Genomic DNA, 24809 nt, shown 5'->3' with positions numbered 1-24809 from the left:
ATCGTTTGGTGAAGAGAAAGTAAAAAGGAAGGGATACCCCTTCCTTTTTACTTATAGATTATCGTCCAAACTTCACAATAAAAGTATCGTCTATTTTTACCATCTCATACCCACGATACCCTTCCGAAAGCAACGCCTGCTGTCCAACAGCGTCACTCATCGGAACACTCTTAACATCCGTCCAATTTCTTTCCTTGTCCCCACGCAATTCCTTCACAAAAACATAGCGCATACTCCCGCCATATTTCTTCTTCAATGCAGCAATCTCCATTCCTTGCGCAAATTTATCCTTTAAACTTGGAATGTTAAAAGGAGCAACGGTGCAGCAAACGTAATCGTATTTGCTATCTTCTTTTTGTAATTCGTCCATGATGACTGTCGCTAATATTTTTTGCATCCCATTTCTGCGGCTGTTCGGGTGAACATTTGAAATTTCTTGATAGATGACGCGATGTAGTTCGCTTTCTGCTATGCCAATATCAAGCCCTAAATGTTCATCATCGATAGGGGGGACGAGTAGAGCGCGAAATGCGATGAGTTCGTTTTCGATAAAAGCACCGATCATCATGCCGTTTCCTTCTAGAATGTATTGAAATTCTTCTTGTGAGAGTGGTTGTAAACGATTTTTATCTTCTAGTGCTTCCACTACGATGTTTTGTAGTGATAAAATTTGTTCGATGTGCTCTAGTGATAGTAATGTAACATGAAATGATTCGTTATTTTGTTTTAATGTTCCTTCGTATAGAACCGTCATATGATAGTCCTCCTTTAGCGTACAACGTCTTGAAAGACGGTTAGTTCTTGTAATGTATCTTCATTTATTTCAATGCCGAGTCCTGGCTTTTCGTTTAAGCGAATAAATGGTACGTCGTAATGTAAGTTTCCGATGTCTTTCGTGAACTTTAATGGACCTGTAAGTTCAACGCTCGTAATGATTTTTTTTGAGAAAGCGACATGGAATCCTGCGGAAGAGGCAACGGATGATTCGACCATGGATCCAACTTGGCATTCAATGCCGGCCATTTCTGCTTGATGAGCAAGTTTTACAGCTGGATATATGCCGCCGCATTTCATTAGTTTTATGTTTACTTTATCAGCCGCGTCTAATTTAATGATTTGGCGCATTTCACGAGAACCTTTTAATCCTTCATCAATCATAAGCGGAAGGTCTGTTTTAGAGCGAATGTGAGCCATTGCGTCAATATCGTCTGCGACAACAGGCTGTTCAATCCAGTCGATGTTTAAATGATCTAATGAACGAAGGGCCGTTAATGTGTTTGCACTATTTTGCCACCCTTGGTTTACATCAACACGAATCGCGATATCACTTCCTACACGTTCACGTACAGCTTCAATACGTTTTACATCTTCTTTTACATTTGTACCGACTTTCATTTTGAAAGATTGGTAACCTTTCTGAATCATAGAGGCAGCTTCTTCTGCCATGTCCTCTGGATTAGCAATACTTAAGACGTGAGTGACAGGGAAGTCTTCATGGTAGCGCCCGCCAATTAATTGATATACAGGTTGATTTAATTTTTTGCCCATTATATCAAAACAAGCAATATCAATCGCGGCCTTCGCAGTAGGCACACCGTAAATTGTATTGTCCATCATATCGTGTATTTTCTCGATATTCATTGGATTTTGTCCGATGAGAGCAGGTGCAAGTGTATGTTTTAAAGTATGGAAAGTACTTTCCCATGATTCGCCTGTAACGTGATCATCAGCAACGCCCTCACCGTAACCGATAATGCCTTCATCTGTTTCCATTTTGACGATAATAGAAGGCATATCAGAATAAGAACCATAACTAATAACAAACGGATCACGAAGCGGTAAACGAATTGCATAAAGATGAATAGCTGTAATTTTCATTGGGTAGAGACCCCTTTCTGTTTACAATAGTTTTGTACATTTGATATAGTTGACGTTAAATAGTCGTTAATTAATAATAAGGAGTTAGAGAAATGATGATAAAAATTGCAGTTGTCGGTTCAAAGGAGTTTATGGAGAATCTTTTACCTATTGCTCATAAACTAGAAGAAATAGAGATTGATCCATACATTTACCTCCATCCGGCGGAATCTTCTGAACTTTTGAAGCGTTTAAAGCCTTGTGATTTCATCTTTTTCTCAGGTGCTTTACCTTATTATATGGCAAAAGAAATAAGAGAACAATTACGAATTCCAAGTACGTACTTACAGCAAGACGAGACAACTGTCGCATCTTCCATTCTTTCTGTCATGTATCATCAAGGTATTCAACCACATAACATTTCAATTGATTTAGTAGACCGCTCATTCATTACAAATGTGTTCCATGATATCGGTATAAAAGAAAGTCCACAAGTGTTAGATTATGAAAACATGCTGTGGAGTAAAGATGAAATAAATAGAGTTATTGATTTTCATGTAGCTAAATATCAATCTGGAGATGCTCATTTAGCTTTAACTAGCATTCACGCTGTCTATGATGAACTTCAAAAAATAGGTATTCCTTCAGAGCGTATGATAGATCCGAAGCAATCCATTATACATGGGTTAAAAGATGCGAAAATAAAAGCTGAGTTAGCAAAAAGCCATTCAGCTACTGTTGGTGCTTGTATGATTTCTTCTTTAGAATTACGAGAAGGTATGCTTGAGCAATTAGATGTCATTTCAAAAGAACTACGTGGTTCATTTAAAAAAGTTGATGAAATGACGTTCATTTTGTATACGACTCGTGGTGATATTGAATCGATTATAAAAACAAATATGATAAATAATTTATTTGCGAGTATAGAAGGAACGATAGCTATTGGATTTGGTTACGGAAAAACTGTGAAGGAAGCAGAGCAAAATGCTAAAATCGCTCAAAGTTTTGCGAAGAATAATCCAATAGACCACTGTTTTTATATACTAACAAGTGATAAAGAACTATTTGGTCCGTTCCCGAAAGAACAGAGAGTACAAAGTTTGAAGAATGACAACCCGGAACTCATGAAAATAGCGAAGGAAACGAAACTGAGTCCAGCAAACTTATCAAAAATTATTCAATTTAGTCAATCACATCCGTCATTGAAGTTTACAGCAGCGGATCTTTCTGAATACTTACAAGTGACTCGGCGATCGACAGAAAGGTTATTAAAGAAACTAGTTGATTATGGGTATGCTCATATTTGCGGCGAGGAAATGCCCTATCAACAAGGGCGCCCCCGCGCAATATATGAAATGAATTTACCGGTATCTTTAAGCTTCTAGTTGTGCCTTTTGTTTTTTTAGTAGTTCCGCTTTTTCAATGTCTGATAGTTTCGTAATTGTGAGACCAGTTATGCCGTAAATGATTGAAATAATAGGTACGATGAAATTCAATATAGCATAAGGAGCATATTCGAATGCGCCAACTCCAAGTGTTGCGAGTATAAATACACCACATGTATTCCAAGGTACGAAAACAGAAGTTAATGTTCCGCCATCTTCTAATGCTCTGGATAAATTTTTAGAATGTAGTCCTTTTTCTGTGTATGCATTTGCGTACATTCTTGAAGGAACAACAATCGAAATATATTGTTCAGAGCAAGTAAGGTTTGTTGCAAAGCAAGATGCGATAGTAGAAGCGATAAGTCCTTTTGCTGATGTCGCTAATTTTAAAATTTGATTTACAATTGAGCGAAGAATGCCAGTATGTTCTAATACTCCTCCAAAAGTCATAGCGACAATTGTCATAGAAACTGTATTCATCATCGAATTTAAGCCACCGCGGTTAAAGAGTTCGTCTACTAGCTTGTTACCAGTGTCTATGACAAACCCATTTTGGAGTGCACCGACAGATGCGGAGACAGAACCACCTTGAATAAAGACTTGTGATAAAAATCCTAAAATAATACCTACGAGAATAGCCGGGATCGCAGGAACCTTTTTAGCGACCAATACCATAACAACTACAGGTATGATTAATAGGAAAGGTGAGATAACAAAGTTTTGTTGCAATACTTGTAACGTTTGATCGATACCTTTTGCATCAATATCGTTAGCGCCGAAGCTTCTTCCTAAGAACGCATAAACGATAAGAGTAATAATTAAACCTGGAATTGTAGTAAATAACATATGACGAATATGTGTGAATAGATCTGTATTTGTTAATCCTGCAGCTAAGTTTGTCGTGTCTGAAAGCGGTGACATTTTATCGCCGAAATAAGAACCGGAAATGATAGCACCGGCAACCATTGGAGCTGGGATTCCCATACTTAGGCCAATTCCCATTCCTGCAACCCCAATTGTTCCCATTGTAGACCAAGAGCTACCGATAGCTAATGCAACAATAGAACAAATAATTGTAATTGAAACTAAAAATAGTGATGGAGTTAAAAGATTTAAACCGTAATAAATCATTGTTGCGACGATTCCGCCGCCAATCCAAGCACCAATCGTTAAACCTACTAGAATAATGATAACGATAGCGGGTAATGCGAGGCGAATTCCTTTATACATTGCTTCTTCAATGTCGTTCCATTTGTAACCGTAACGCCAAGCAACGATAGAAGCAACGGTTGTACCGATAATAAGTGGGACGTGAGGGCTTTGTTTTAATACAACAATTGTAACCATCATAACTGCAACTGTAATGATAATAGGGATTATTGCTACGCCAAAAGGTATTTCTTTTTTCATAAATTGCCTCCTCATTATGTATGTTTGTATTTTTAGAATTGTCGCAAAATAGACGTTATTAAATTATAATAACTAAAAATTGATATGAGCGTCAATGAAAAAAACAGAAAATAAGGAATGTTCTATCGTTATAAAGTGAATAGAAATAAGTTGTCGATCGTATTTAAAAATAAACAATTGACTTTTTTCTTAAAATTCAATATGTTCATAAAAACATCTGTTTTTCATAAGTATAATTAACCTGAATGGTTTTGAAATTTGGGAAGGAGAATGTAGCTTTGAAAACATTAGAATTACAAGAGCGGTTAACTGAAATTTTTCAGCATTTACATGAAAACCCTGAAGTGAGTTGGAAAGAGTATGAAACGACAGCGTATATTACTAACTTTTTAAAAGAAGAAGGAATTTCATATAAAATATTTGATGATTGCCCAGGCGTGATTGCTGAAATTGGAAGCGGAAATCCAGTTATTGCAATTCGTGCCGATATGGATGCACTTTGGCAAGAAGTGGACGGAGAGTTTAAAGCGAATCATTCATGTGGTCACGATGCTCATATGACAATTGTGATGGGGCTTATTTTACAATTGAAAAATATGAGATGGGATAGTGGAACGGTTAGATTTATTTTTCAGCCGGCAGAGGAAAAAGGAAATGGTTCTTTAAAGATGGTAGAGAAGGGTGCTGTGGATGATGCTGATTTCTTATTTGGTGTTCATTTAAGACCGATTGAAGAACTGCCTTTGAAACAAGCTGCCCCGTCTATTCGTCACGGAGCAGCAGGATTTTTAGAAGGAACGATTCATGGAGATGATGCACATGGGGCACGCCCACATCAAGGGGTAAATGCAATTGACGTCATTTCTATGATCAATATCGGTTTGAAAAATATATGGCTACCACCGCAAAGTTCATATTCAGTGAAGATGACAAGGTGCCAAGCTGGTGGAGATAATTTAAATATCATTCCAGGTAACGGGCATTTTAGCTTAGATGTCAGAGCAGAAAATAATATATTACTAAATGAATTGAAGCAAAAAATAGAGCGAGTAATTCTATCAGCGGAATCAATGGGATCTAAAGTATGTTATGAGTGGATTGATCTTGCACCAGGAGCTGAAGTGTCAGAAGAAGCTGAGCGCTTTATGCGAAAAGGCATTCTTGAAGTATACGGGGAAGAGGGGTGCACTGGACCGCTGTATACGACAGGAAGCGATGATTTTCATTACTACACAGTGAAGAGACCACATTTAAAAGCTGTCATGCTTGGACTAGGTGCAAACCTACAACCTGGATTACACCATCCGTATATGAAGTTTGATCATAGTTGTATTATGGATGGAGTAGAAATATTGAAGCAAACTGTATTAAAGGTATTAGAGGACAGGGGCTAGATAGCTCCTGTTTTTTTGTAGGAATTTGTTGTTAAGTCGATATATTGAAAAAATCGTTTATATAATTTCACGTACCTATTAATTTGATGAAAAATCCTTCTCCAGTACATGGTGTATAATAAGAAGTACCATTTCTTAATAGGAGAAAAAAATGAACGAACAATATTATGATGCAGTTTTAAATATAAAAACAGTAGGTGAACAAAAAGGGTTTAACAAGTCTATGCACTATCACCGTTATGAACCGACCCCATATAGCGGATTAGATGAGTTACTGAATCAATATGAGATAAAACGTAGTGACCGAGTTGTAGATTTCGGATGCGGAAAAGGACGATTAAACTTTTACATGCATCATAAGTGTGATGCTTCAGCGGTTGGAATTGAAATGAATGAAGAGTTTTATAAAGAAGCAATGGATAATCTTGAGCGTTATGCACGAAAGGTAAGAAACAGTAAAGATAAAATTGGGTTTGAATGTTGTTTAGCGCAAGAATATGAGATTGATCCACGTGATAATCGGTTTTATTTCTTTAATCCATTTTCTGTACAAGTGTTTATGAACGTAGTCAATAACATTTTGCTTTCGGTAGAGGAAACAGAGAGAGAAGTGGATATTATTTTATATTATCCTTCTGAGGACTATATTTTCTTCTTAGAAAATCAGACTGCGTTTGAATTGAAGAGGGAAGTTAGATTGCCAGGTGTTTATGAGAAGAATGGGAATGAGAGGTTTTTAGTGTATAGATTGGAGTGTTAATGTATGGGTGCTTGGGGAGTAGCAATATTATCAGACGATATCTTTAATATGCTGGAAGGAATTTGACGACCATATAATGTAATAAAAAAAGACGCGCTCCCAATTGGGAGCGCGTCTTTTACTCACGTCTATATAATTAGTTACGGATTAAGTAATCAAATGCACCTAAAGCTGCGTTTGCACCTGAACCCATAGAGATGATGATTTGTTTGTACGGATTATTTGTACAGTCACCTGCAGCAAACACTCCTGGTACGTTTGTAGCGCCGTGCTTGTCTGTTACGATTTCACCGCGAGCGCGTTCAACTGTTTCGCCTAACCAGTCTGTGTTTGGCACAAGACCGATTTGTACGAATACACCTTGTAATTCAACGTGATGAACTTCTTCAGTTTCACGATCGATGTAAGAAATACCGTTTACTTTATCAGTACCAGTGATTTCTTTCGTTTGAACGTTTTTCAGAACAGTTACGTTTGGTAAGCTGTTAAGACGCTCTTGTAATACAGCATCAGCTTTTAATTCTGGCATGAATTCAAGAACAGTTACGTGCTTAACGATACCAGCTAAGTCGATAGCTGCTTCAATACCAGAGTTACCTCCGCCGATAACTGCTACGTCTTTTCCGATGAATAATGGACCGTCACAGTGTGGGCAGTATGCTACACCTTTATTTTTGAACTCAGCTTCACCTGGTACGCCAACGTTACGCCAGCGAGCACCTGTTGAAACGATTACGCTCTTACTTTTCAGAATAGCGCCGTTTTCAAGTTCCACTTCAATAAGTTCTTTTTTCTCTAAACGTTTCGCACGTTGTAGATTCATTACATCGATGTCGTATTCTTTTACGTGCTCTTCAAGACTTGCTACTAGCTTAGGACCTTCAGTGCGTTTTACGCTGATGAAGTTCTCAATACCCATAGTATCCATTACTTGACCGCCGAAGCGCTCAGCAACGATACCAGTGCGGATACCTTTACGTGCTGCATAAATCGCTGCACTTGCACCAGCAGGGCCGCCACCAACAACAAGAACATCGTATGGATCTTTATCAGAAAGCTCTGATGCATCTGGACCGTTACCCATTTTAGCTAAAATTTCTTCAAGTGTCATACGACCGCTTCCGAAAGATTCGCCGTTTAGGAAAACTGTTGGTACTGCCATGATGTCTTTGCTTTCTACTTCCTCTTTGAATGCAGCGCCATCAATCATAGTATGTGTAATACCAGAGTTTAGAACGCTCATTACGTTAAGAGCTTGTACAACATCAGGACAGTTATGACAACTTAGGCTGATATAAGATTCAAAATGATATTCGCCTTGAATGTTTTTAATTTGATCGATTAATTTTTGTTCAACTTTTGGAGCGCGTCCACTTACTTGTAGTAAAGCTAACACTAATGAAGTAAATTCGTGTCCTAATGGAATACCAGCGAATACGACACCAGTGTCTTCACCAGGGCGATTTACGCTAAAGCTTGGTGTTCTCTCTAATTCAACTTTTTCTACTGTAATCTTAGATGACATAGTAGCTAATTCGTCTACTAGAGATAACATATCTTTAGATACGTTATCGTCTCCAGCGCTTACTTTAAGTAAAATATCGTTCTCCATTAACTGAAGGTATTGGGATAGTTGTGTTTTTATATCTGCATCTAGTATCATTTTGATCGAACTCCTTAGATTTTGCCTACAAGGTCAAGGCTTGGTTTAAGTGTTGCAGAACCCTCTTGCCATTTAGCTGGGCAAACTTCACCTGGGTTGTTACGTACGTATTGAGCTGCTTTAATTTTGTTAACAAGAATGCTTGCGTCACGGCCGATACCGTCAGCATTGATTTCCATAGATTGGATAACGCCGTCTGGATCGATGATGAATGTACCACGAGCAGCAAGACCTTCTTCTTCCATTAAAACGTTGAAGTTTGTAGTGATTGTGCGAGTTGGGTCACCAATCATGATGTACTCGATTTTGCCGATAGTTTCTGAGCTATCATGCCATGCTTTGTGAGTGAAGTGAGTGTCTGTAGATACAGAGTATACTTCAACGCCTAAGTCTTTAAGAGTTGCATATTGGTTTTGTAAGTCTTCAAGTTCAGTTGGGCAAACGAATGTGAAGTCAGCTGGGTAGAAACAAACTACACTCCATTTTCCTTTTAAACTTTCGTCAGTAACTTGGATAAATTCTCCATTATGGTAAGCATTAGCTTTAAACGGTTTTACTTCTGTGCCGATTAATAACATATTAAAATTCCTCCTAAATGTTGGTTTTGAGCATCAAAAAATAGTGTGCTCATAAAATATATTTTTTAATTAACTATAATAATTCTAATTCGATATTAATTATCATATAGAAGTGGTTATTTTGTCAAGAGAATAAACCAACTTTATATCAATTTAATTAATATTTATTCTCAATTAAGGTTGTTAGAGAATTAAAAGGTAGTTTTCATGTAATCGATTTTCAACGAGTATGTAAAAGAGTAGTGCGTATGTTAGAGACATGGTGTAAGTATAAATTGTTAGGAAGGGAATATTTCTTAGAAGTTGTGGATTTGAAAAGGATTGCTTATTTCTATTTTACAAAGAATTGTGCGATAAATAAAATAAAATGAATTAGAATCTTTTTGAACATTTTTTGTCATCTCAAATATATAATTAGGAAGCATATTGCAGTAATATAGAAACATTGACTCAAGATGTTAACAAGATATAATAAAACCTAGATATACCTTTCAAAAAGAAGGAGATATAATATAGGATGAAAAAATTTCACCCTATTATTTTTTATAGCTTTTAGAAAACGCTTACAATTAGTGTGGAGGGGAAACCATGTCTAAGTTCACGAAGTATTTTTTAATGGAAGCTAAAGATGTGATTGTATATGTGAAAGAGAAATTATGTAAGTTTGAGGATGCAAAGGGGTTACAGTGTAAAGAAATAGGCGATGGTAATTTAAATTATGTATTCCGTGTTTGGGATGAACAGAAGAAGATTTCTGTCATTGTAAAGCAAGCTGGGCATACAGCACGCATTTCAGACGAGTTTAAGTTGTCGACGAATCGTATTCGTATAGAATCGGATGTTTTGCAGTTAGAGGAGGAGTTAGCACCTGGGCTTGTTCCAAAGGTATATTTGTTTGATAGTGTGATGAATTGTTGCGTAATGGAAGATTTATCGGACCATACAATATTACGTACAGCACTTATAAATCATCAAATATTTCCGAGGCTTGCTGACGATGTAACGACTTTTTTGGTAAACACACTCTTATTAACATCGGATGTTGTAATGAATCATAAAGAGAAGAAGGAACTTGTGAAGAATTATATAAATCCTGAATTATGTGAGATTACAGAAGACCTCGTCTACGCTGAGCCATTTACAAATCATAATAAGCGTAACGAGTTATTTCTGTTAAATGAAGGATGGATTAGAGAGCATATTTATAGTGATAAAGAGCTTCGTTTAGAAGTAGCAAAACTTAAGTTTTCTTTTATGACGAATGCACAGGCGCTTATTCATGGTGATCTGCATACTGGTTCTGTTTTTGTGAAAAATGATTCCACGAAGATTATTGATCCTGAGTTTGCCTTTTATGGACCAATGGGATATGACGTTGGGAATGTAATGGCGAATTTAATGTTTGCTTGGGTGAATGCAGATGCGACCATGGCGCTTGGAGCTGAGAAAGATACGTATATGGGTTGGCTACAATCGACAATGGTAGAGGTAATTGATTTATTTAAGAAGAAGTTTTTAGATGCTTGGAATATTCATGTGACCGAGATTATGGCGAAGGAAGAAGGCTTTAACGAAGTATATTTACAATCTGTATTAGAGGATACAGCTGCAGTGACGGGCCTTGAGTTAATTCGTCGTATTGTTGGGCTAGCGAAAGTAAAGGATATTACTTGTATCGAGAATGAGGAAGCACGTGCTAGAGCAGAACGCATTTGTCTTCAAGTAGCGAAGAAATTTATTTTACGGGCTAATCAATATAAAACAGGCACAAGTTTTGTAGAAACGTTAAAAGAACAGTCAATGCACTACGCGAAGTAAGGGGAGAAGATGATGGAAGAGCAATTAATACCCATTCAGTGGAAAGATGATGCTTTAGTTTTATTAGATCAAACATTATTACCGAATGAGGTTGTCTATGAATCTTTCAAGACAGCTGAAAGTGTGTGGGATGCCATTCAAGTAATGAAAGTACGAGGAGCACCAGCGATTGGTGTTTCGGCAGCGTATGGTGTGTATTTAGGAACAAAGGAAGTTACTCAAAGTAAGATGGAAGACTTTATAGAGGAAGTCAAAAAGGTATGTGTATATTTGGCAACATCAAGGCCAACAGCAGTAAATTTATTTTGGGCACTTGAAAGAATGGAGACAGTCGTGGCAGAGAACGCGCACTTATCAATCGCTCAGTTGAAAGATAGATTACTAGAAGAGGCAAAAGAGATTCATAGAGAAGATGAAGAAATTAACCGTCAAATCGGAGAACATGCATTAACGTTATTCCATGATGGAATGGGTGTATTAACACATTGTAATGCTGGTGCGTTAGCGACGACTAAGTATGGGACTGCGACAGCTCCAATGTACTTAGCGAAAGAAAAAGGATGGGACTTAAAAATCTTTTCAGATGAAACACGTCCAAGATTACAAGGTTCAACGTTAACAGCATTAGAACTACAACGAGCGGGGATTGATGTTACTGTTATTACGGATAATATGGCGGCTATGGTCATGTCACAAGGAAAGATTGATGCGGTAATCGTTGGATGTGACCGTGTGGCAGCAAACGGTGATGTAGCAAATAAAATTGGGACATTAGGCGTATCTATTCTAGCGAAATACTACAACATTCCGTTTTATGTAGCAGCACCAACACCGACAATCGACTTAAAAACACCGACAGGAAAAGAAATTCCAATCGAGGAAAGAGATGCTTCTGAAGTGATTAATCGCTTCGGACAATATTCTGCTCCGAAAGAAAGTAAAGTATATAATCCGGCATTTGATGTCACACCACATGAAAATGTAACAGCGATTATTACGGAAAAAGGGATTGTAAAAGCACCGTTTACGGAGAACTTAAAAAATCTATTTCAATAAGTAGATAGATTTAAAAAGTCAGTCATCATAAGCTTCATACTTAGGGGGATGTATATGTTATTACAAAAAGAAAGAGAAGAAATTGTAGCGTATGGAAAGAAAATGATTTCTAGCGGTTTAACAAAGGGGACAGGCGGCAATATTAGTATTTTTAATCGTGAACAAGGTCTTGTTGCGATTAGCCCAAGTGGTTTAGAGTATTATGAAACAAAACCTGAAGATGTAGTTATATTAAACTTAGATGGTGAAGTGGTAGAGGGAGAGAGAAAACCGTCAAGCGAGCTCGATATGCACCTTATTTATTATAGAAATCGTGAAGATATAAATGCGCTTGTGCATACACATTCACCTTATGCAAAGACGATTGCATCATTAGGGTGGGAGCTTCCTGCTGTATCATATTTAATTGCTTTCGCAGGCCCGAATGTTCGCTGTGCACCGTATGAAACATTTGGTACGAAGCAACTGGCAGATGCTGCTTTTGAAGGAATGATTGATCGCCGTGCCGTTTTACTTGAGAACCACGGTTTAATTGCAGGTGCAAATAACATAAAAATGGCGTTTACTGTTGCAGAAGAAATTGAGTTTTGTGCGCAAATTTATTATCAAACGAAAAGCGTCGGAGAGCCGAAGCTATTGCCAGAAGATGAGATGGCGAATTTGGCGAAGAAGTTTGAAGGGTATGGACAGCAGTAGAATGAAATAAAAACCCCCTCAAGAAAAAATCTTGAGGGGGTTTCTTTACGCCTTCTTAAGCAACAAATACATAAAGTAAGGGGCACCAATTAAAGCAACGACAATACCTGCTGGGATGCCATTAGGTTCAACGATGTTTCTTCCGATTGTGTCAGCAAATAGCAATAGCCATCCGCCGATTAAAAGGGCGATAGGCATGAAAATTTGATGTCTTGGACCTACTAAAGATTTCGCGATATGAGGAGCCATTAGTCCGATAAAGCTAATTCCTCCTGTTACGGAAACAGCTGCAGCTGCAAGCGCGACGGCTGCAACTAATAAGTATCTGCGTTCTTTTTCAATTTCAATTCCAACACCGATTGCGACTGGTTCGTTTAATGCTAGAATGTTTAATCGATTTGCTTTATAGAAAACGAACGGAATTAATACGATTAACCATGGGAGCATTGCTAAAACGAAGATCCAGTCATCTCCCCAAATATTTCCGGCAATCCATTTTGAAATAAAGTCTACTTTCATACGATCTGCGGATGAAATAAGGACAATCATCGTTCCAGATAGTGCAAATGCAAAACCGATACCGGTTAATGTTAATCGCACCGGCTGAAGTCCAGTTGATTTACTGTATGAAAATACGTAGATTAGAACAGCTGTCAGAAATGCCCCGATAAATCCAACGACAGGTAGTAAGTAAAGAAATGAACCTACATCTATTGGAAAGTATAAAAAGAAAATAGCAACAGCAACACCGGCCCCAGAGTTGATTCCGAGAATACCAGGTTCAGCTAAATCATTTCGAGTAATTCCTTGCAGAATAGCCCCTGATAAAGCGAGAGCCATACCAGCTAATAATGTAATAACAATTCTAGGTAGTCTTAAAGAGTATAAAACAAACTCCTCTTTAAAAGTCCCTTGTCCCATTAATGTTGGGAGTAGTCGATCATAGGATAAAGATGCTGAACCAAGTCCCATTCCAACTACAATGGTGGTGATGGTCAGTATTAGTAAAGCGAGTATAATAAGACGTTGTTTTCTTAGAATAGATTGCATCATGAGAATGTTTTTCCTCCTTTACGTACAACGAATAGGAAGAATGGTAGCCCTACAATTGCGACAATAGCGGCAACTGGTGTTTCGTATGGAGCGTTAATAGTACGTCCGATTGTATCTGCAAGTAGCATAAAGGAAGCTCCAGCAATTGCTGACATCGGTATAACAAATCGGTAATCTGGACCGACAATTGGGCGTACCATGTGAGGTACCATTAAACCGATAAATGCCATATTTCCGACAAGCGCTACAGAAGCACCAGCAAGTAAGATAATAATGATAAATAGAATGGTTTTAATAACAATAATTTTTTGACCTAGTCCAATAGCCACTTCTTCACTAAAACTAAGAACTGTCAATTTTTTTGCTAGTAAGATAGCGATAAAGATACTAATTGAAATGACTGGAATAATAATTTTCAATTGGCTCCAAGTAGTTCCAATTACGCCCCCAGCAGTCCAAAGCGATACATCTTGTGAAATTTTGAAGTAAATGCCGACTCCTTCTGAAATTGCGAGTAGAAATGCTGAAACGGCAGCACCGGCTAATACAATTCGAAGAGGGGACAGCCCGCCTTTTTTCATCATACCAATTCCAAATACCATAATTGCGCCAATTGCAGCACCGATAAAGCAAGCAAATGTTAAGTAAAGATAGCTGATGGAAGGATTGAAAGCAAGTGTCAGTGCAAGTGCAGCATTTGCTCCACCAGATAGCCCTAATAATCCAGGATCTGCAAGTGGATTTCGTGTTAATCCTTGCATAATTGCTCCAGAAACAGCAAGTCCAGCTCCTACAAAAATAGCAGCAACTTCACGTGGCAAACGTATTTCGCGAATAATAGATATTTTGTCCCCTTTAGCGGAGGAAGTAAGTGCTAACCATACGTCTTTTATTGAAGTATCTGCAGCACCTAATACCATTGCTACCATAAAAATAAGAAAGAATGCAATTATACTCAAAATTAGTTTGTATGTAAAAGCTATAGAACGTGGATTGTCGTGATCTTTTGTCATTCGTTTCACATCTTTTCTGTTCATAGAATAAAGGAAGAGGAATTCTTAAATTAAGAATTCCTCATGTTTGTATTATTTACCAAGAAAGCTCTTCTTGAAGAAGTCTAGTTGGAAATCTAATGTAAGTGGATCATTGAAATAGAATTCCATCATGTTTGCTTCGTATACGCGATTATTTTTTACTGCTGGGATGTTTTTATATGATTCTGTCTCTTGGAATGAGTTATCAGTATCTTTGTTTTTACTTACGATTAAGTAATCACCAGCAAATTCAGGTAATACTTCAGTAGATAATGCGTAGTAACCTTCTTTTAATGCTTTTTCTTTTACTTTTTCAGGCATTTTTAATTTCATTTCTTGGTACAGAATTTCTGTTCCACGGCCCCAGTTCTCGCCGTATACATAAAGTTGTTTGTTGAAGTTTTCTACAACAGAAACTGTTGCATCTTCACCGATTTTTGCTTTAATTTCTTTACCAGCGTCTTGTGCACGTTTCTTGAAGTCATCAATCCAAGTTTTTGCTTCTTTTTCTTTGTTTAATAATTTACCGATTTCTAAATGCTGTGTTAAGTAATCAACTTTTCCGTAAGTGTACGTTACAGTAGGAGCGATCTTCTTTAACTTATCAACATTTTTAATATTTGATAAACCAATGATTAAATCTGGATTTAGTTCAGCGATTTTTTCAACGTTTTCATCTGATACTTCAGCAACATCTTTCAGTTTGCTATCAAAGCGTGGGTTTTGTTTAGACCATGAATCTACCCCAACAAGATTTACATCTAATGACATTACGTTACCAGCGAATGATGATAAAACAACAACACGTTTTGGATTTGCAGGAACTTCTACTTTACCATTTTCAGATTGGTATGTAATTGTTTCTGATTTACTACCTTTTGCATCGTTCTTTTTGTCTGTAGAGCCATTGCTACAAGCGCTCATAACAAGAACGAAAAGAACTGTTAGTGAAATAAATAACTTTTTCATTGTTTTTCTCCTTTAACATAGATGATATGTGTATATAACAATTTGTTTAACTGTAATCTTTTTGAAAGAGTAGTGGTAATGCAAAATGCTTATTAAAAATCTTGAATATGAGATTCTACAATATAGTATTAACCATATTAATAAAAGAAGATGTAATCTCAAATTTGCTAATTATTAACAAATTGATAATGATTATCACTATTGATTCTTTAAATAATATAATTTTATATAGGTGTATTGTCAATAGTAATTTTGATTGTAAATTTTGCGGAAACAGGTTATATTTTATTGAGAATGATAATCAATGACTAGTGGCTGAGGAGTGACACGAATGAATCAAGAAGAATTGTTTGATGTAACTGTGATAGGCGGAGGACCTGCAGGGCTTTATTCAGCTTTTTATAGTGGACTCAGAGAGATGAAAACGAAAATAATAGAATTTCAACCACAGTTAGGTGGGAAAATACATGTTTATCCAGAGAAGATGATTTGGGATGTAGGAGGGCTGCTGCCAGTTACAGGTGATAAATTAATTGAACAACTTGTACAGCAAGGGCTAACATTTAAGCCAGAAGTGGTATTAAGTACAAAAGTAGAATCGATTATTCGTAACGAAGATGGCACTTTTACGTTAAAAGCAAGCACTGGAGAAGAACATTTTTCAAAAACAGTTATCGTCGCAACTGGAAGTGGTATATTGAAACCTCAAAAGTTATCAATTGAAGGTGCTGAGCGATTTGAAGTATCTAATTTAAATTATACAGTGAAATCTTTAAAGCGTTTCAAAGGTAAGACGGTCATTATTTCCGGCGGAGGAAATTCTGCTGTTGATTGGGCAAATGAATTAGAACCAATTGCGAAAAAAGTGTATGTAACATATAGAAAAGAAGAATTATCTGGTCATGAAGCACAAGTAAAACAACTGCTGAACAGCTCGGCGGAGTGTTTCTTTAATACATCGATTACAAAACTCATTGCTGGTGATAATCATGAAGCGATCGAATATGTAGAATTAACGAATCATGAAACAAGTGAAATTTCACATTTACCTATTGATGAAGTGATTATTAACCATGGATATGAACGTGACATTACGTTATTAGAAAATAGTGAGTTAGACGTTGCAATTATAGATAATTATTATATTGCAGGTAATGCGAATAGTGAGTCCTCTGTAGATGGATTATATGCTGCGGGAGATATTTTAAAACACGAAGGGAAATTACACTTAATTGCGGGAGCATTCCAAGATGCTGGAAATGCTGTAAATAAAGCGAAACAATTTATTCAACCTGATGCAAGTGAGTACGGAATGGTTTCTTCGCATAATGAAGTATTTACGAAGAGAAATCGTGAATTGATCAAGCAGATGATGAAATAATAAAGTGAAACTGTAATCAGTGGGGCTATTCTCCGCTGATTATGGCTACGCACTAATATAGCAGGATAAAGAAACAAGTAACCCCCATTTACTTCTCTTTTCGAGTGACGAGAGAGGTAAATGGGGGTTTTCCTGTTTACTATATTTTCAATCATTGTAATGACACCGGTTTCATCAGTTCATGTGATATGAACGTTTTATTTGTAAATCTCCCTAGAAAACAATGAATCTATGTTTTGCTGCCGCAGAACAGTATTACATTATGCTGTCCCTTTAGCTCGTTCGTTAGGAAATGGCATATTTAATATAGAAGCAATGTACTGTTTTCCATGCATTCGAGCTAATGATTCTAATATTTGACGGACGCGTTTTGTAAGATGTCCTTGTTCCTTTATAGCTTCACAATATGCGTCATAGAAAACGTATTTAGCCCAAAGGAAATCATCTTGTTGGAATAAAAAGTGATTTTTGTACCATTCCCCAATTGTATGGTAACAATTGTTTTCATGTATTACTGCGCTTTGAGAAAGAATACGATCAGATAAAGATGTAGTTAAATGAGAAATTGTGTTTTCTGTTTCAAATTGTAATGTTTTTTCTAACATTGTAATGATGTGACGAGTAGCCATATGTTAACTCTCCTTTGTGTAAATGGGTAATACCATTATATATTTAAAAAATCCTTACTATATTATTATACAATATATGGAATGCATCCACCTTCTTTTTAAATTGCATTTACAAAATCTTTTTTATTTGTTTACAAAAATAAAGTAAGATACAGTATATATGAAAAAAATAATAAAGGAATGAACGCGTTGTATATAACAGTAGAAGAAGCTGCGGAGTATTTGAATTTACCAAAATCGTATATTGAAGAGCTAATTCAGCAAAAGAAAATTCGTGCACTATTTGATGGAGAGCAATATTTATTAAATAAAGAACAATTCAATACACATTTAGAACAAATGGAAAAATATAAGCAATTAGTGGAAGATATATTGAACGAACCAATTCCAGAAGATATGGATGTTAAAGACGAAGATTAAACTATGGGAGATCCCGTATGAAGATATGCAGAAATGTATCTTCATACGGGATTTTTTGTTTCAAGATATCAAAATTTTAAGGAGTCTCCAGGGCTTTTCGGGAGTTTGATAGGTATTAGTCTACCAGGTTAAAAGCATATTTTTTTCTAGCTAGGACAAACATAGAGAACGTAACCTGTACAGATACATATACTATCAGTGCAAAAGCTTATAAATTAATGGAAGGGGTTTTCTCGTGAGTTTATTTCATTGGGATTTTTTGAAAGACTTAATTGGATCTTATGTAAGAGTAAACAGAGGTGGACCAGAATCTCAAAAAGGAACAATAGTATCATTAGGTGTGGACTACTTCGGATTAGAGAATGAAAAAGGAGAGAACCATTACTACCAGCTTCGCCATCTGAAAAGCATTACCCAAAATACGAAAGATGGTGGAGTAGGTGATTTAGAATGGGGAGAAGAAGACATTGCAGAAGACTTTGAAACGCTACTTCAAAGCTTCAAATACCGCTGGGTGAAAATTAACCGTGGTGGACCAGAGAAAATTGAAGGTATTTTACAAGATGTTTCTGGCGGTTATGTAACATTGATTATTAAAGAAGAAGTTGTATTAATTACACTATCTCATATTAAGAGTGTTAATTATAATGCATCTGTAAGTGGAGAGAGTGATGAGAGTAGCAATGAGAAAAGTAATGAAAACAGCAATAATTCAAGTCGAGCTCGCGCACTAAGACAATCAAGTAGAGGAAGATAAAACAGAAAGGAGGGTATGAATTTGAAGGATGTATTATGCTGTGATCAAATCAAAGGTTTAGTTGGTGAGAATGTAAAAGTAAATCTTCGTGGACCGGAAAGTCGAGTAGGTGTACTGTCATTGTTAGGAAAAGATTACCTTACACTACAATTACCTCATGGAGAATTAGTGTATTATCAGCTGAAACATGTGAAGAGTCTAGTCAGAAAAGTAAAAGAGGCACAAGGAGAATATGGTTCATGTTTTTATGCGGAAGAAGATACTTTTTTAGATGTATTAAATGACTTGAAGTATAAATGGATAAAGATTAATCGTGGTGGACCAGAGTGTGTGGAAGGTTTATTGAGTGATATACATGATGGAAATATTACACTAGTTAACGGTGATGAGGTCATTTATGTGATTAATTCCCATATTAAGAGCGTGAGTCAAATAGTTAAAAACAAAAAGACTGAAGAAGAATAATGTTTAATAAATAAAAGGGGCATTATGATTGAAAGTGAAGAATGATTTCATATTTCTCTGTAATTATTTTTGGATATATGAAAAAGGGCTTCTTACTATTAAAAAACAGAACATTGCCCCTGGTTATTTTTTGAAATGGAGAATAGGAGAGTAAAAATTCATAGGAAGGAGGATACAGATGAATGAGTTAAACAAAAGTATTGGAGAAAATATATATGTTAAATTAATTGGTGAAAAAAGATTTAAAGGTGTATTAATAGACGTAGGAAATGATATTGTTGTTCTTTACAATGGACAAGACTACGTATATATATCTTTATACCATGTACAATATTATAAGTTTTTAAGACCATATGATGAAGAGATATCAAAACCAGATGTGGATTCTGTAATTAAGAGGGAATCCCCTTCCATTTCTTTGAGAAAAGTATTAAGTACTTCTAAAGGGATTTTTACAGAAGTTTATGTAGCAGGAAATGCTCCAATACACGGTTATGTTACAAGTGTAATGAACGATTATATTGTTTTTTATAGTCCAGTTTATAAAACAGTATATATATCTTTAAAGCATTTGAAATGGTTAATTCCGTATAAAGAAAATCAAGTTCCGTATGCCCTCAATAAAAATGAACTCCCCGTGAATCCGTTAAATATTACGTTAGCTAGAACATTTGAAGAGCAGCTTATTAAAATGGCTGGAAAAATTATGGTGTTCGATTTAGGTGAGGAGTCTAATAAGATTGGAAAGATGGCGAAGATTGATGAGGGGCATATTGAAATATTAAAAGCACGTGATGCAAAAATGTATGTGAATATTCAACATGTGAAATCTGTCCATTGTCCGTAGACGAGTTGAAAGGGCTGGCTTTTTCTTTTATATGTAGAAGAAAAGGTCGAGCCTATTTGTTTAGATTGATTTGAATATGAGGGTAAAAATGAATTGAATATAAATATGTTAGCTTTATCTATGAAGAGCTAATCTTGTGCGAAATTATAAAAAATATGTACGAGCCATCTTGTAATATATTCAATTTATTTTTTGAGGGAGAACTGCTCAACTAATATATTAAAGGGGTTTTGTTTGTGGAGCAGTTTCCAAATTCGTTATCGATTACATTACTTGGTAGTGCTGGTGGAGCAGCAAAAGCAGTTTTAGCAATTTTAAATCAAGCGATAGTAAATGAAAAAGACCCGATTTATGAAGCGATAAAGAATGTTACATTTCATTTGGTTGATATAAAACAAAAAGATAGGGCTTATTATGGTGAGTTGTTTCCAAATTTGAAAGATCAATTGTTTTTATATGAAATTGACCTTCAAGATGTAGTGAAATTCAAACAACATTTGAAAGAAAAAAGCACGGGTGTTGTTATTGATGTTTCGGGGGCAGATACAATCAGAGTATTAAGTTGTTGTAATGAACTTGGAATTTGTTATATTAATTCAGCTTTGGAAAATGAGGAAGTAGATCAGGACGATAGTTTAATCGGCTTTCAGCTTACGGAAAGATATACGAGGTTTGAGAAGGAGAAAGAGAAATTTACAAATACAAAAGCAATTATAGGCTCAGGTATGAATCCAGGTGTTGTTCAATGGATGGTTGTTGAACTTATGAAGGAGCGGCCAAAAGAAAAGCCAAGAGCATGCTATATAGTAGAACATGATACGTCATTTTTGAATGATACAGCACTGATAAAGCCTCATACACTTTATGCTTCATGGGCAGTAGAGCGATTTCTAGATGAAGCGATATGGAGTTATCCGATGTATATGAGTCAGCATCGTCCTCTTTATTTTTATGAAGATGTATATGCTTCAGAGTATAAAGTAAAGTTAGGAGAGAAAGAGTTTTATGGCTGTTTAATGCCACATGAGGAAGTTTTAATTTTAGGAAAAAACTTCAATATGGAAGTGGGTTTTCTTTATCGAATTAATGAGTATACGACTAATGTAATTAGACAGAACTTAGATCAAGTAGAAGATTTATGGAATTGGAATCGTAAAGTATTTAATCCAGCCGAAGAAGAGATTGCGGGCGAGGATCTAGTAGGTGTATTACTCGTTTATGAAAATAGCGAGACATATATGTATAACGTGATGAATAGCAGTCAAGTTTTTCATAAATATAAAACGAATGCGACTTACTTCCAAGTAGGATGCGGAATTTATGCTGGCTTGTGTAGTTTACTGTTCGATAACTTTAAACAAGGTGCCTATTATGTAGAGGAATTATTATTAAATACAGAGAGTAAGTACGGGGAATATTTGAATTTATATATGAAGGATTTTGTAGTGGGCGGAAATGACTTTACGGATGGATTGCTACATGATCGGGTAAGATGGATATAAGTTGTGACGAAAAGGAAGGGGAAATCTCCTTCCTTTTCGTATGATAAGGTTACATCTTACCCTGAAAGCAATTTCATACTTATAATTTAAGGAGATAATATGTAGAGCTTTTGTATTGAGTATGAGGAGTATTTATATGAACAAATTTAAAAGCTTGATATATGAGGAAAGAGAAGCTTTTAAAGTATTTAAAAAAATTAACGGATTTGTTAGAGAAAATCGGTAAAGCTTTTTACAAAACAAAGGAGAATGGTACGGGACTGGGGTTAATGATTACATATAAAATCATTGAGGAACATCAAGGAAGTATCGCGATTCAAAGTAGCATGGGAATAGGAACGAAAGAGGAAATTTTTTTTACCGACAGCATAATGTGCTAGAGGAAAATATTTTTCAGAAAAGTGTTCTTGTTGTGTAAATATAAACATTTTATAAAATGTTTCAAGAAGGGTTTTTTTTATAAAATACTTCGTTTATAATGGAGGAAAATATCGACATGAGATTTGTTATTCATGTAACGGTTCGGTAGTGTTAGAGAAAGAAGGGGTGCACGCGCATCCTTTTTTCTATGCAGATATTATGAAAGAGGTGGTATGATGGAATTAACATTAAATTCGACTGTATGTTTACACACGATTCAATTTCGAAAAGAGCAAAAGAATTATATTGTAAAAGATACAATTACAGGAGAAAAATATGAAATGCCGCCACTTTGGATTGATGCATTGGCAATGATGCGTGACGGTTTTTTATTGGGGGAAATTGAGGAGAAATTAAAAGAAGAGTATCCAGACGAAGAAATAAATATGTTAGCATTTACGAGGCAACTGTTAGAGCTAGAGCTTGTCGGAATGGTAGATGGGGAAGAAATAGCTTGTACAAAGAAGAAAGAGAAAGATTATTTAGCTTGGTTACGTCCTCGTGTCGAGCAATTCTTTCTTAGTTTAAATAAAAAAAATAGAAGCAAAGGTCAGTGATGATCTTTGCTTTTTTGTATAGTTTGTTTAAAAAATTACAGCGAATGCCCTTGCGAAAGCACCGTCGCTATCTTTAATTTTTAAAGGTGCCGCTGAGAAAAAGAAACGTTTCGTGTTAATTGCATCTAAGTTGGTTAAGTTTTCGATTAAATAAATATTATTCCCAAGTAGTATGTGATGAATTGGCGATGTTTCTGTCGTTACCTCATCAGGAGAGATGAAATCTAAACCGACAGATTTTACTTTTAATTGAACTAGTTCTTCAGCTAATTCTTCAGAAAGATAAAAAGCTTCTTTCTCATATGCTTCTGTATTCCATTTCGTAGATAGATTGGAATGGAAAATGACAATATCACCTTCTTTTATGTCAGCGTTGTGTAATACTTCTTTAGGTAGTTTTCGTTCTTGTACATGAGTTACATCAATAAGAACAGCTTCGCCTACAAATTGATCTAGGGGTAATTGATCAATAGTCGTTGCGCCTGAAATGAAATGAGCAGGAGCATCACAATGCGTGCCAACATGAACGACAGAATGAAAATCTGTAACTTGATAGCCTGTCTCTTCAACGCTTGTAATGGCTCCTAAATTGATTTTTGGTGTTCCAGGGAATTGGGACATATTGTTTTCAAATGTTTGTGATAGGTCAATTACTTTCATTTTAAATACCTCCAATATATGTTTTGAAATAAAAAAACTCACCTTTCATAATCAAGAAAGATGAGTTTTGTACACAATAGTTACGTTTTATCTTTCAAAATGCAATGCATTTTGCAGGAATTAGCACCTATTCAGTTTGTATAAACTGAGGTTGCTGGGCGTCAAAGGGCCGGTCCCTCTGCCTCTCTTGATAAAGACATATTAAGTTTTCGTTTCTGAATATTCACTACTTTTAAATTGTAATTCATTTCCTTTTTTCGCGCAATACAAAATAGGTATTCACCCAAATAAAGTTGCTCGCATATTGTAGCTTATGTAAATAGAATGCTGCGAAGGAGTGAGTGCAGTGACAGGGAATGTATTGAATTATTACGCTGGTGGAAATACAGCTAGAGGATTTCATAATTTATACGACGAGAATTTAAAAGGGCTAAACAGGTTATTTATTTTAAAGGGGGGTCCTGGAACCGGGAAATCTTCTTTAATCAAAGCAATAGGCCGTGAGTGGGTTGAAAAAGGATATGATATTGAATTTTTGCACTGTTCTTCTGATAATAAATCGGTTGATGGTGTAATTATCCCGAAGTTAAAAGTAGGAATTGTTGATGGAACATCGCCGCATGTTATTGAGCCGAAAATGCCAGGAGTTGTCGAAGAGTATATTAATTTAGGGGTTGCTTGGGACTCAGATAAATTAAGAAAGCAGAAGGTGGAAATTGAACGATTTGTTTCAGAAGCAAGCAAGGCTTTTCAAACTGCTTACGCTTGTTTTAACGAGGCACTAGTTATACATGACGAGTGGGAGAAAATATATATTAATAATATTGATTTTAATAAAGCAAATGAACTAACCGATCAGCTGATTCAGAAGTTATTTACAGATAAAGGCGGGAAACAATCGCTTGTGAAACATCGGTTTTTAGGGGCAGCTACACCGAAAGGAGCAGTTGATTTTGTTCCTAATTTAACAGAGGGATTACCACATCGTTATTTTATAAAAGGACGCCCAGGATCTGGGAAATCAACAATGCTTAAAAAATTAGCTAAGGCAGCAGAAGAAAAAGGATTTGAAGTTGAAGTATATCATTGTGGATTTGATCCAAATAGTCTTGATATGGTTATCGTAAGAGAATTAGGGTTTGCAATTTTTGATAGCACCGCACCACATGAATATTTTCCGAGCCGCGAAGGTGATGAAATTATAGATATGTATGCCTTGATTGTGACACCAGGGACAGATGAGAAGTATGCGACAGAAATTCGTGACGTGTCGATTCAATATAAAGCAAAAATGAATGAAGCGATGTCTTTCTTAGCGAAAGCGAAATCAGTTCGTGATAAATTAGAACGAATATATATTGCTGCTATGGATTTTTCAAAAGTAGATGCATATAAAGAGGAGATTCAAAAAGAGTTTGAACGAATTGCGGTTAGTGTAACAGAAAAGAACAAGTAAAAAATAAAGGATTTTAGTAGGCTGTCGGGAATTTTCTGACAG

General features: G+C 36.0%; 24 protein-coding genes, 1 pseudogene and 1 riboswitch. Of the genes and pseudogenes, 15 read left to right on the top strand and 10 right to left on the bottom strand.

Annotated features, from left to right (window positions below):
* Positions 1 to 58 precede the first annotated feature (58 nt).
* Positions 59 to 754 (bottom strand): hypothetical protein, encoded by a 696-nt coding sequence (locus DN392_RS25570; protein WP_064449114.1) that lies wholly within the window; start codon positions 752 to 754, stop codon positions 59 to 61.
* 14 nt (positions 755 to 768) lie between these two features.
* A complete protein-coding gene (locus DN392_RS25565) occupies positions 769 to 1878 on the bottom strand; it encodes a mandelate racemase/muconate lactonizing enzyme family protein (RefSeq protein WP_064449113.1) in 1110 nt (369 codons plus the stop codon).
* A 92-nt stretch (positions 1879 to 1970) separates the two neighbouring features.
* On the opposite strand from DN392_RS25565, the gene DN392_RS25560 reads away from it, so the two are divergent.
* Positions 1971 to 3242, top strand: coding sequence for a hypothetical protein (locus DN392_RS25560; protein WP_064449112.1), 1272 nt, complete (start codon positions 1971 to 1973; stop codon positions 3240 to 3242).
* Here DN392_RS25560 and nhaC read toward each other — a convergent pair.
* Positions 3231 to 4652, bottom strand: a complete 1422-nt coding sequence (gene nhaC, locus DN392_RS25555; RefSeq protein WP_046953732.1) for a Na+/H+ antiporter NhaC — start codon at positions 4650 to 4652, stop codon at positions 3231 to 3233. The two genes, DN392_RS25560 and nhaC, sit on opposite strands and share 12 nt — an antisense overlap.
* A 278-nt stretch (positions 4653 to 4930) precedes the next feature.
* On the opposite strand from nhaC, the gene DN392_RS25550 reads away from it, so the two are divergent.
* Complete coding sequence (locus tag DN392_RS25550; protein WP_061672139.1) at positions 4931 to 6046, top strand: M20 peptidase aminoacylase family protein; 1116 nt, start codon at positions 4931 to 4933, stop codon at positions 6044 to 6046.
* Between the two features lie 151 nt (positions 6047 to 6197).
* Positions 6198 to 6806 carry an SAM-dependent methyltransferase gene (locus DN392_RS25545; RefSeq protein ID WP_061672140.1) on the top strand — a complete coding sequence of 203 codons (609 nt, stop codon included), beginning with the start codon at positions 6198 to 6200 and terminating at the stop codon, positions 6804 to 6806.
* Between the two features lie 136 nt (positions 6807 to 6942).
* On the opposite strand, the gene ahpF is transcribed toward DN392_RS25545, so the two are convergent.
* Complete coding sequence (gene ahpF / locus DN392_RS25540) at positions 6943 to 8469, bottom strand: alkyl hydroperoxide reductase subunit F (protein ID WP_000599513.1); 1527 nt, start codon at positions 8467 to 8469, stop codon at positions 6943 to 6945.
* Positions 8470 to 8483: 14 nt separating this feature from the next.
* On the bottom strand, positions 8484 to 9047 hold the full coding sequence (ahpC, locus tag DN392_RS25535; protein WP_000924420.1) for an alkyl hydroperoxide reductase subunit C: 564 nt from the start codon (positions 9045 to 9047) through the stop codon (positions 8484 to 8486).
* 588 nt (positions 9048 to 9635) lie between these two features.
* On the opposite strand from ahpC, the gene mtnK reads away from it, so the two are divergent.
* The 3 genes from mtnK to DN392_RS25520 are packed head-to-tail and all read left to right on the top strand — an operon-like array spanning position 9636 to position 12617.
* A complete protein-coding gene (gene mtnK, locus DN392_RS25530; RefSeq protein WP_000033235.1) occupies positions 9636 to 10865 on the top strand; it encodes an S-methyl-5-thioribose kinase in 1230 nt (409 codons plus the stop codon).
* Between the two features lie 12 nt (positions 10866 to 10877).
* Positions 10878 to 11921, top strand: coding sequence for an S-methyl-5-thioribose-1-phosphate isomerase (mtnA, locus tag DN392_RS25525; RefSeq protein WP_000392489.1), 1044 nt, complete (start codon positions 10878 to 10880; stop codon positions 11919 to 11921).
* 54 nt (positions 11922 to 11975) lie between these two features.
* Positions 11976 to 12617 (top strand): L-fuculose-phosphate aldolase, encoded by a 642-nt coding sequence (locus tag DN392_RS25520; RefSeq protein ID WP_000926561.1) that lies wholly within the window; start codon positions 11976 to 11978, stop codon positions 12615 to 12617.
* A gap of 45 nt (positions 12618 to 12662) precedes the next feature.
* Here DN392_RS25520 and DN392_RS25515 read toward each other — a convergent pair whose 3' ends face one another.
* The 3 genes from DN392_RS25515 to DN392_RS25505 are packed head-to-tail and all read right to left on the bottom strand — an operon-like array spanning position 12663 to position 15673.
* Positions 12663 to 13670, bottom strand: a complete 1008-nt coding sequence (locus tag DN392_RS25515; protein WP_000983747.1) for a FecCD family ABC transporter permease — start codon at positions 13668 to 13670, stop codon at positions 12663 to 12665.
* On the bottom strand, positions 13667 to 14707 hold the full coding sequence (locus DN392_RS25510) for a FecCD family ABC transporter permease (protein WP_142292458.1): 1041 nt from the start codon (positions 14705 to 14707) through the stop codon (positions 13667 to 13669). The genes DN392_RS25515 and DN392_RS25510 overlap by 4 nt, the downstream gene beginning before the upstream one ends.
* Before the next feature lie 48 nt (positions 14708 to 14755).
* A complete protein-coding gene (locus DN392_RS25505; protein WP_000732568.1) occupies positions 14756 to 15673 on the bottom strand; it encodes an iron-hydroxamate ABC transporter substrate-binding protein in 918 nt (305 codons plus the stop codon).
* Between the two features lie 331 nt (positions 15674 to 16004).
* Between DN392_RS25505 and DN392_RS25495 the strand changes: the two genes are divergently transcribed.
* Positions 16005 to 17054 (top strand): NAD(P)/FAD-dependent oxidoreductase, encoded by a 1050-nt coding sequence (locus DN392_RS25495; protein WP_001070940.1) that lies wholly within the window; start codon positions 16005 to 16007, stop codon positions 17052 to 17054.
* Positions 17055 to 17314: 260 nt separating this feature from the next.
* Here the strand turns inward: DN392_RS25495 and DN392_RS25485 are convergent, their stop codons facing one another.
* Positions 17315 to 17683 (bottom strand): hypothetical protein, encoded by a 369-nt coding sequence (locus DN392_RS25485; protein ID WP_000235470.1) that lies wholly within the window; start codon positions 17681 to 17683, stop codon positions 17315 to 17317.
* Positions 17684 to 17863: 180 nt separating this feature from the next.
* On the opposite strand from DN392_RS25485, the gene DN392_RS25480 reads away from it, so the two are divergent.
* The 7 genes and pseudogenes from DN392_RS25480 to DN392_RS25450 all read left to right on the top strand — a co-directional run bounded on the left by DN392_RS25480 (position 17864) and on the right by DN392_RS25450 (position 22651).
* The gene (locus tag DN392_RS25480; protein ID WP_002006755.1) at positions 17864 to 18103 is read left to right on the top strand and encodes a helix-turn-helix domain-containing protein; all 240 of its coding nucleotides are present in this window, start codon (positions 17864 to 17866) and stop codon (positions 18101 to 18103) included.
* Between the two features lie 235 nt (positions 18104 to 18338).
* Positions 18339 to 18860, top strand: coding sequence for a hypothetical protein (locus tag DN392_RS25475; protein WP_000051644.1), 522 nt, complete (start codon positions 18339 to 18341; stop codon positions 18858 to 18860).
* 21 nt (positions 18861 to 18881) lie between these two features.
* Positions 18882 to 19325: a hypothetical protein gene (locus tag DN392_RS25470; protein ID WP_000655885.1), complete on the top strand. Its 444-nt coding sequence runs from the start codon at positions 18882 to 18884 to the stop codon at positions 19323 to 19325.
* A 178-nt stretch (positions 19326 to 19503) separates the two neighbouring features.
* A complete protein-coding gene (locus DN392_RS25465) occupies positions 19504 to 20172 on the top strand; it encodes an LSm family protein (RefSeq protein ID WP_001004278.1) in 669 nt (222 codons plus the stop codon).
* 236 nt (positions 20173 to 20408) lie between these two features.
* Positions 20409 to 21674, top strand: coding sequence for a hypothetical protein (locus tag DN392_RS25460; protein ID WP_000434733.1), 1266 nt, complete (start codon positions 20409 to 20411; stop codon positions 21672 to 21674).
* 209 nt (positions 21675 to 21883) lie between these two features.
* Positions 21884 to 22054: pseudogene (locus DN392_RS25455) on the top strand (ATP-binding protein); the annotation flags it as partial.
* Positions 22055 to 22270: 216 nt separating this feature from the next.
* Positions 22271 to 22651 carry a hypothetical protein gene (locus tag DN392_RS25450; protein WP_000424111.1) on the top strand — a complete coding sequence of 127 codons (381 nt, stop codon included), beginning with the start codon at positions 22271 to 22273 and terminating at the stop codon, positions 22649 to 22651.
* A gap of 27 nt (positions 22652 to 22678) precedes the next feature.
* Here the strand turns inward: DN392_RS25450 and DN392_RS25445 are convergent, their stop codons facing one another.
* Positions 22679 to 23311, bottom strand: coding sequence for a cyclase family protein (locus tag DN392_RS25445; protein WP_046958871.1), 633 nt, complete (start codon positions 23309 to 23311; stop codon positions 22679 to 22681).
* 84 nt (positions 23312 to 23395) lie between these two features.
* A riboswitch (SAM riboswitch) is annotated at positions 23396 to 23508 on the bottom strand.
* A 149-nt stretch (positions 23509 to 23657) separates the two neighbouring features.
* Between DN392_RS25445 and DN392_RS25440 the strand changes: the two genes are divergently transcribed.
* On the top strand, positions 23658 to 24767 hold the full coding sequence (locus DN392_RS25440) for a PRK06851 family protein (protein WP_000147454.1): 1110 nt from the start codon (positions 23658 to 23660) through the stop codon (positions 24765 to 24767).
* Positions 24768 to 24809 lie beyond the last annotated feature (42 nt).

Origin of the sequence: Bacillus sp. BB51/4 (genome assembly GCF_008368845.1) — a bacterium.
In the GTDB taxonomy this organism is placed as follows: Bacteria; Bacillota; Bacilli; order Bacillales; family Bacillaceae_G; genus Bacillus_A; species Bacillus_A wiedmannii.
The sequence above is the reverse complement of the archived record's forward strand: the minus strand, read 5'-3'. Positions and strand labels throughout refer to the sequence as shown.

Bases quoted from the DNA above. Each gene is read 5' to 3' on its own strand.
- DN392_RS25495 (WP_001070940.1), top strand. From the start codon at position 16,005: ATGAATCAAGAAGAATTGTTTGATGTAACTGTGATAGGCGGAGGACCT.
- ahpF (WP_000599513.1), bottom strand. From the start codon at position 8,469: ATGATACTAGATGCAGATATAAAAACACAACTATCCCAATACCTTCAG.
- DN392_RS25450 (WP_000424111.1), top strand. From the start codon at position 22,271: ATGGAATTAACATTAAATTCGACTGTATGTTTACACACGATTCAATTT.
- DN392_RS25505 (WP_000732568.1), bottom strand. From the start codon at position 15,673: ATGAAAAAGTTATTTATTTCACTAACAGTTCTTTTCGTTCTTGTTATG.
- DN392_RS25465 (WP_001004278.1), top strand. From the start codon at position 19,504: ATGAATGAGTTAAACAAAAGTATTGGAGAAAATATATATGTTAAATTA.
- DN392_RS25480 (WP_002006755.1), top strand. From the start codon at position 17,864: ATGAACGCGTTGTATATAACAGTAGAAGAAGCTGCGGAGTATTTGAAT.
- DN392_RS25565 (WP_064449113.1), bottom strand. From the start codon at position 1,878: ATGAAAATTACAGCTATTCATCTTTATGCAATTCGTTTACCGCTTCGT.
- DN392_RS25545 (WP_061672140.1), top strand. From the start codon at position 6,198: ATGAACGAACAATATTATGATGCAGTTTTAAATATAAAAACAGTAGGT.
- DN392_RS25515 (WP_000983747.1), bottom strand. From the start codon at position 13,670: ATGATGCAATCTATTCTAAGAAAACAACGTCTTATTATACTCGCTTTA.
- mtnK (WP_000033235.1), top strand. From the start codon at position 9,636: ATGTCTAAGTTCACGAAGTATTTTTTAATGGAAGCTAAAGATGTGATT.
- DN392_RS25485 (WP_000235470.1), bottom strand. From the start codon at position 17,683: ATGGCTACTCGTCACATCATTACAATGTTAGAAAAAACATTACAATTT.
- DN392_RS25510 (WP_142292458.1), bottom strand. From the start codon at position 14,707: ATGAACAGAAAAGATGTGAAACGAATGACAAAAGATCACGACAATCCA.
- mtnA (WP_000392489.1), top strand. From the start codon at position 10,878: ATGGAAGAGCAATTAATACCCATTCAGTGGAAAGATGATGCTTTAGTT.
- ahpC (WP_000924420.1), bottom strand. From the start codon at position 9,047: ATGTTATTAATCGGCACAGAAGTAAAACCGTTTAAAGCTAATGCTTAC.
- DN392_RS25445 (WP_046958871.1), bottom strand. From the start codon at position 23,311: ATGAAAGTAATTGACCTATCACAAACATTTGAAAACAATATGTCCCAA.
- DN392_RS25570 (WP_064449114.1), bottom strand. From the start codon at position 754: ATGACGGTTCTATACGAAGGAACATTAAAACAAAATAACGAATCATTT.
- DN392_RS25560 (WP_064449112.1), top strand. From the start codon at position 1,971: ATGATGATAAAAATTGCAGTTGTCGGTTCAAAGGAGTTTATGGAGAAT.
- nhaC (WP_046953732.1), bottom strand. From the start codon at position 4,652: ATGAAAAAAGAAATACCTTTTGGCGTAGCAATAATCCCTATTATCATT.
- DN392_RS25520 (WP_000926561.1), top strand. From the start codon at position 11,976: ATGTTATTACAAAAAGAAAGAGAAGAAATTGTAGCGTATGGAAAGAAA.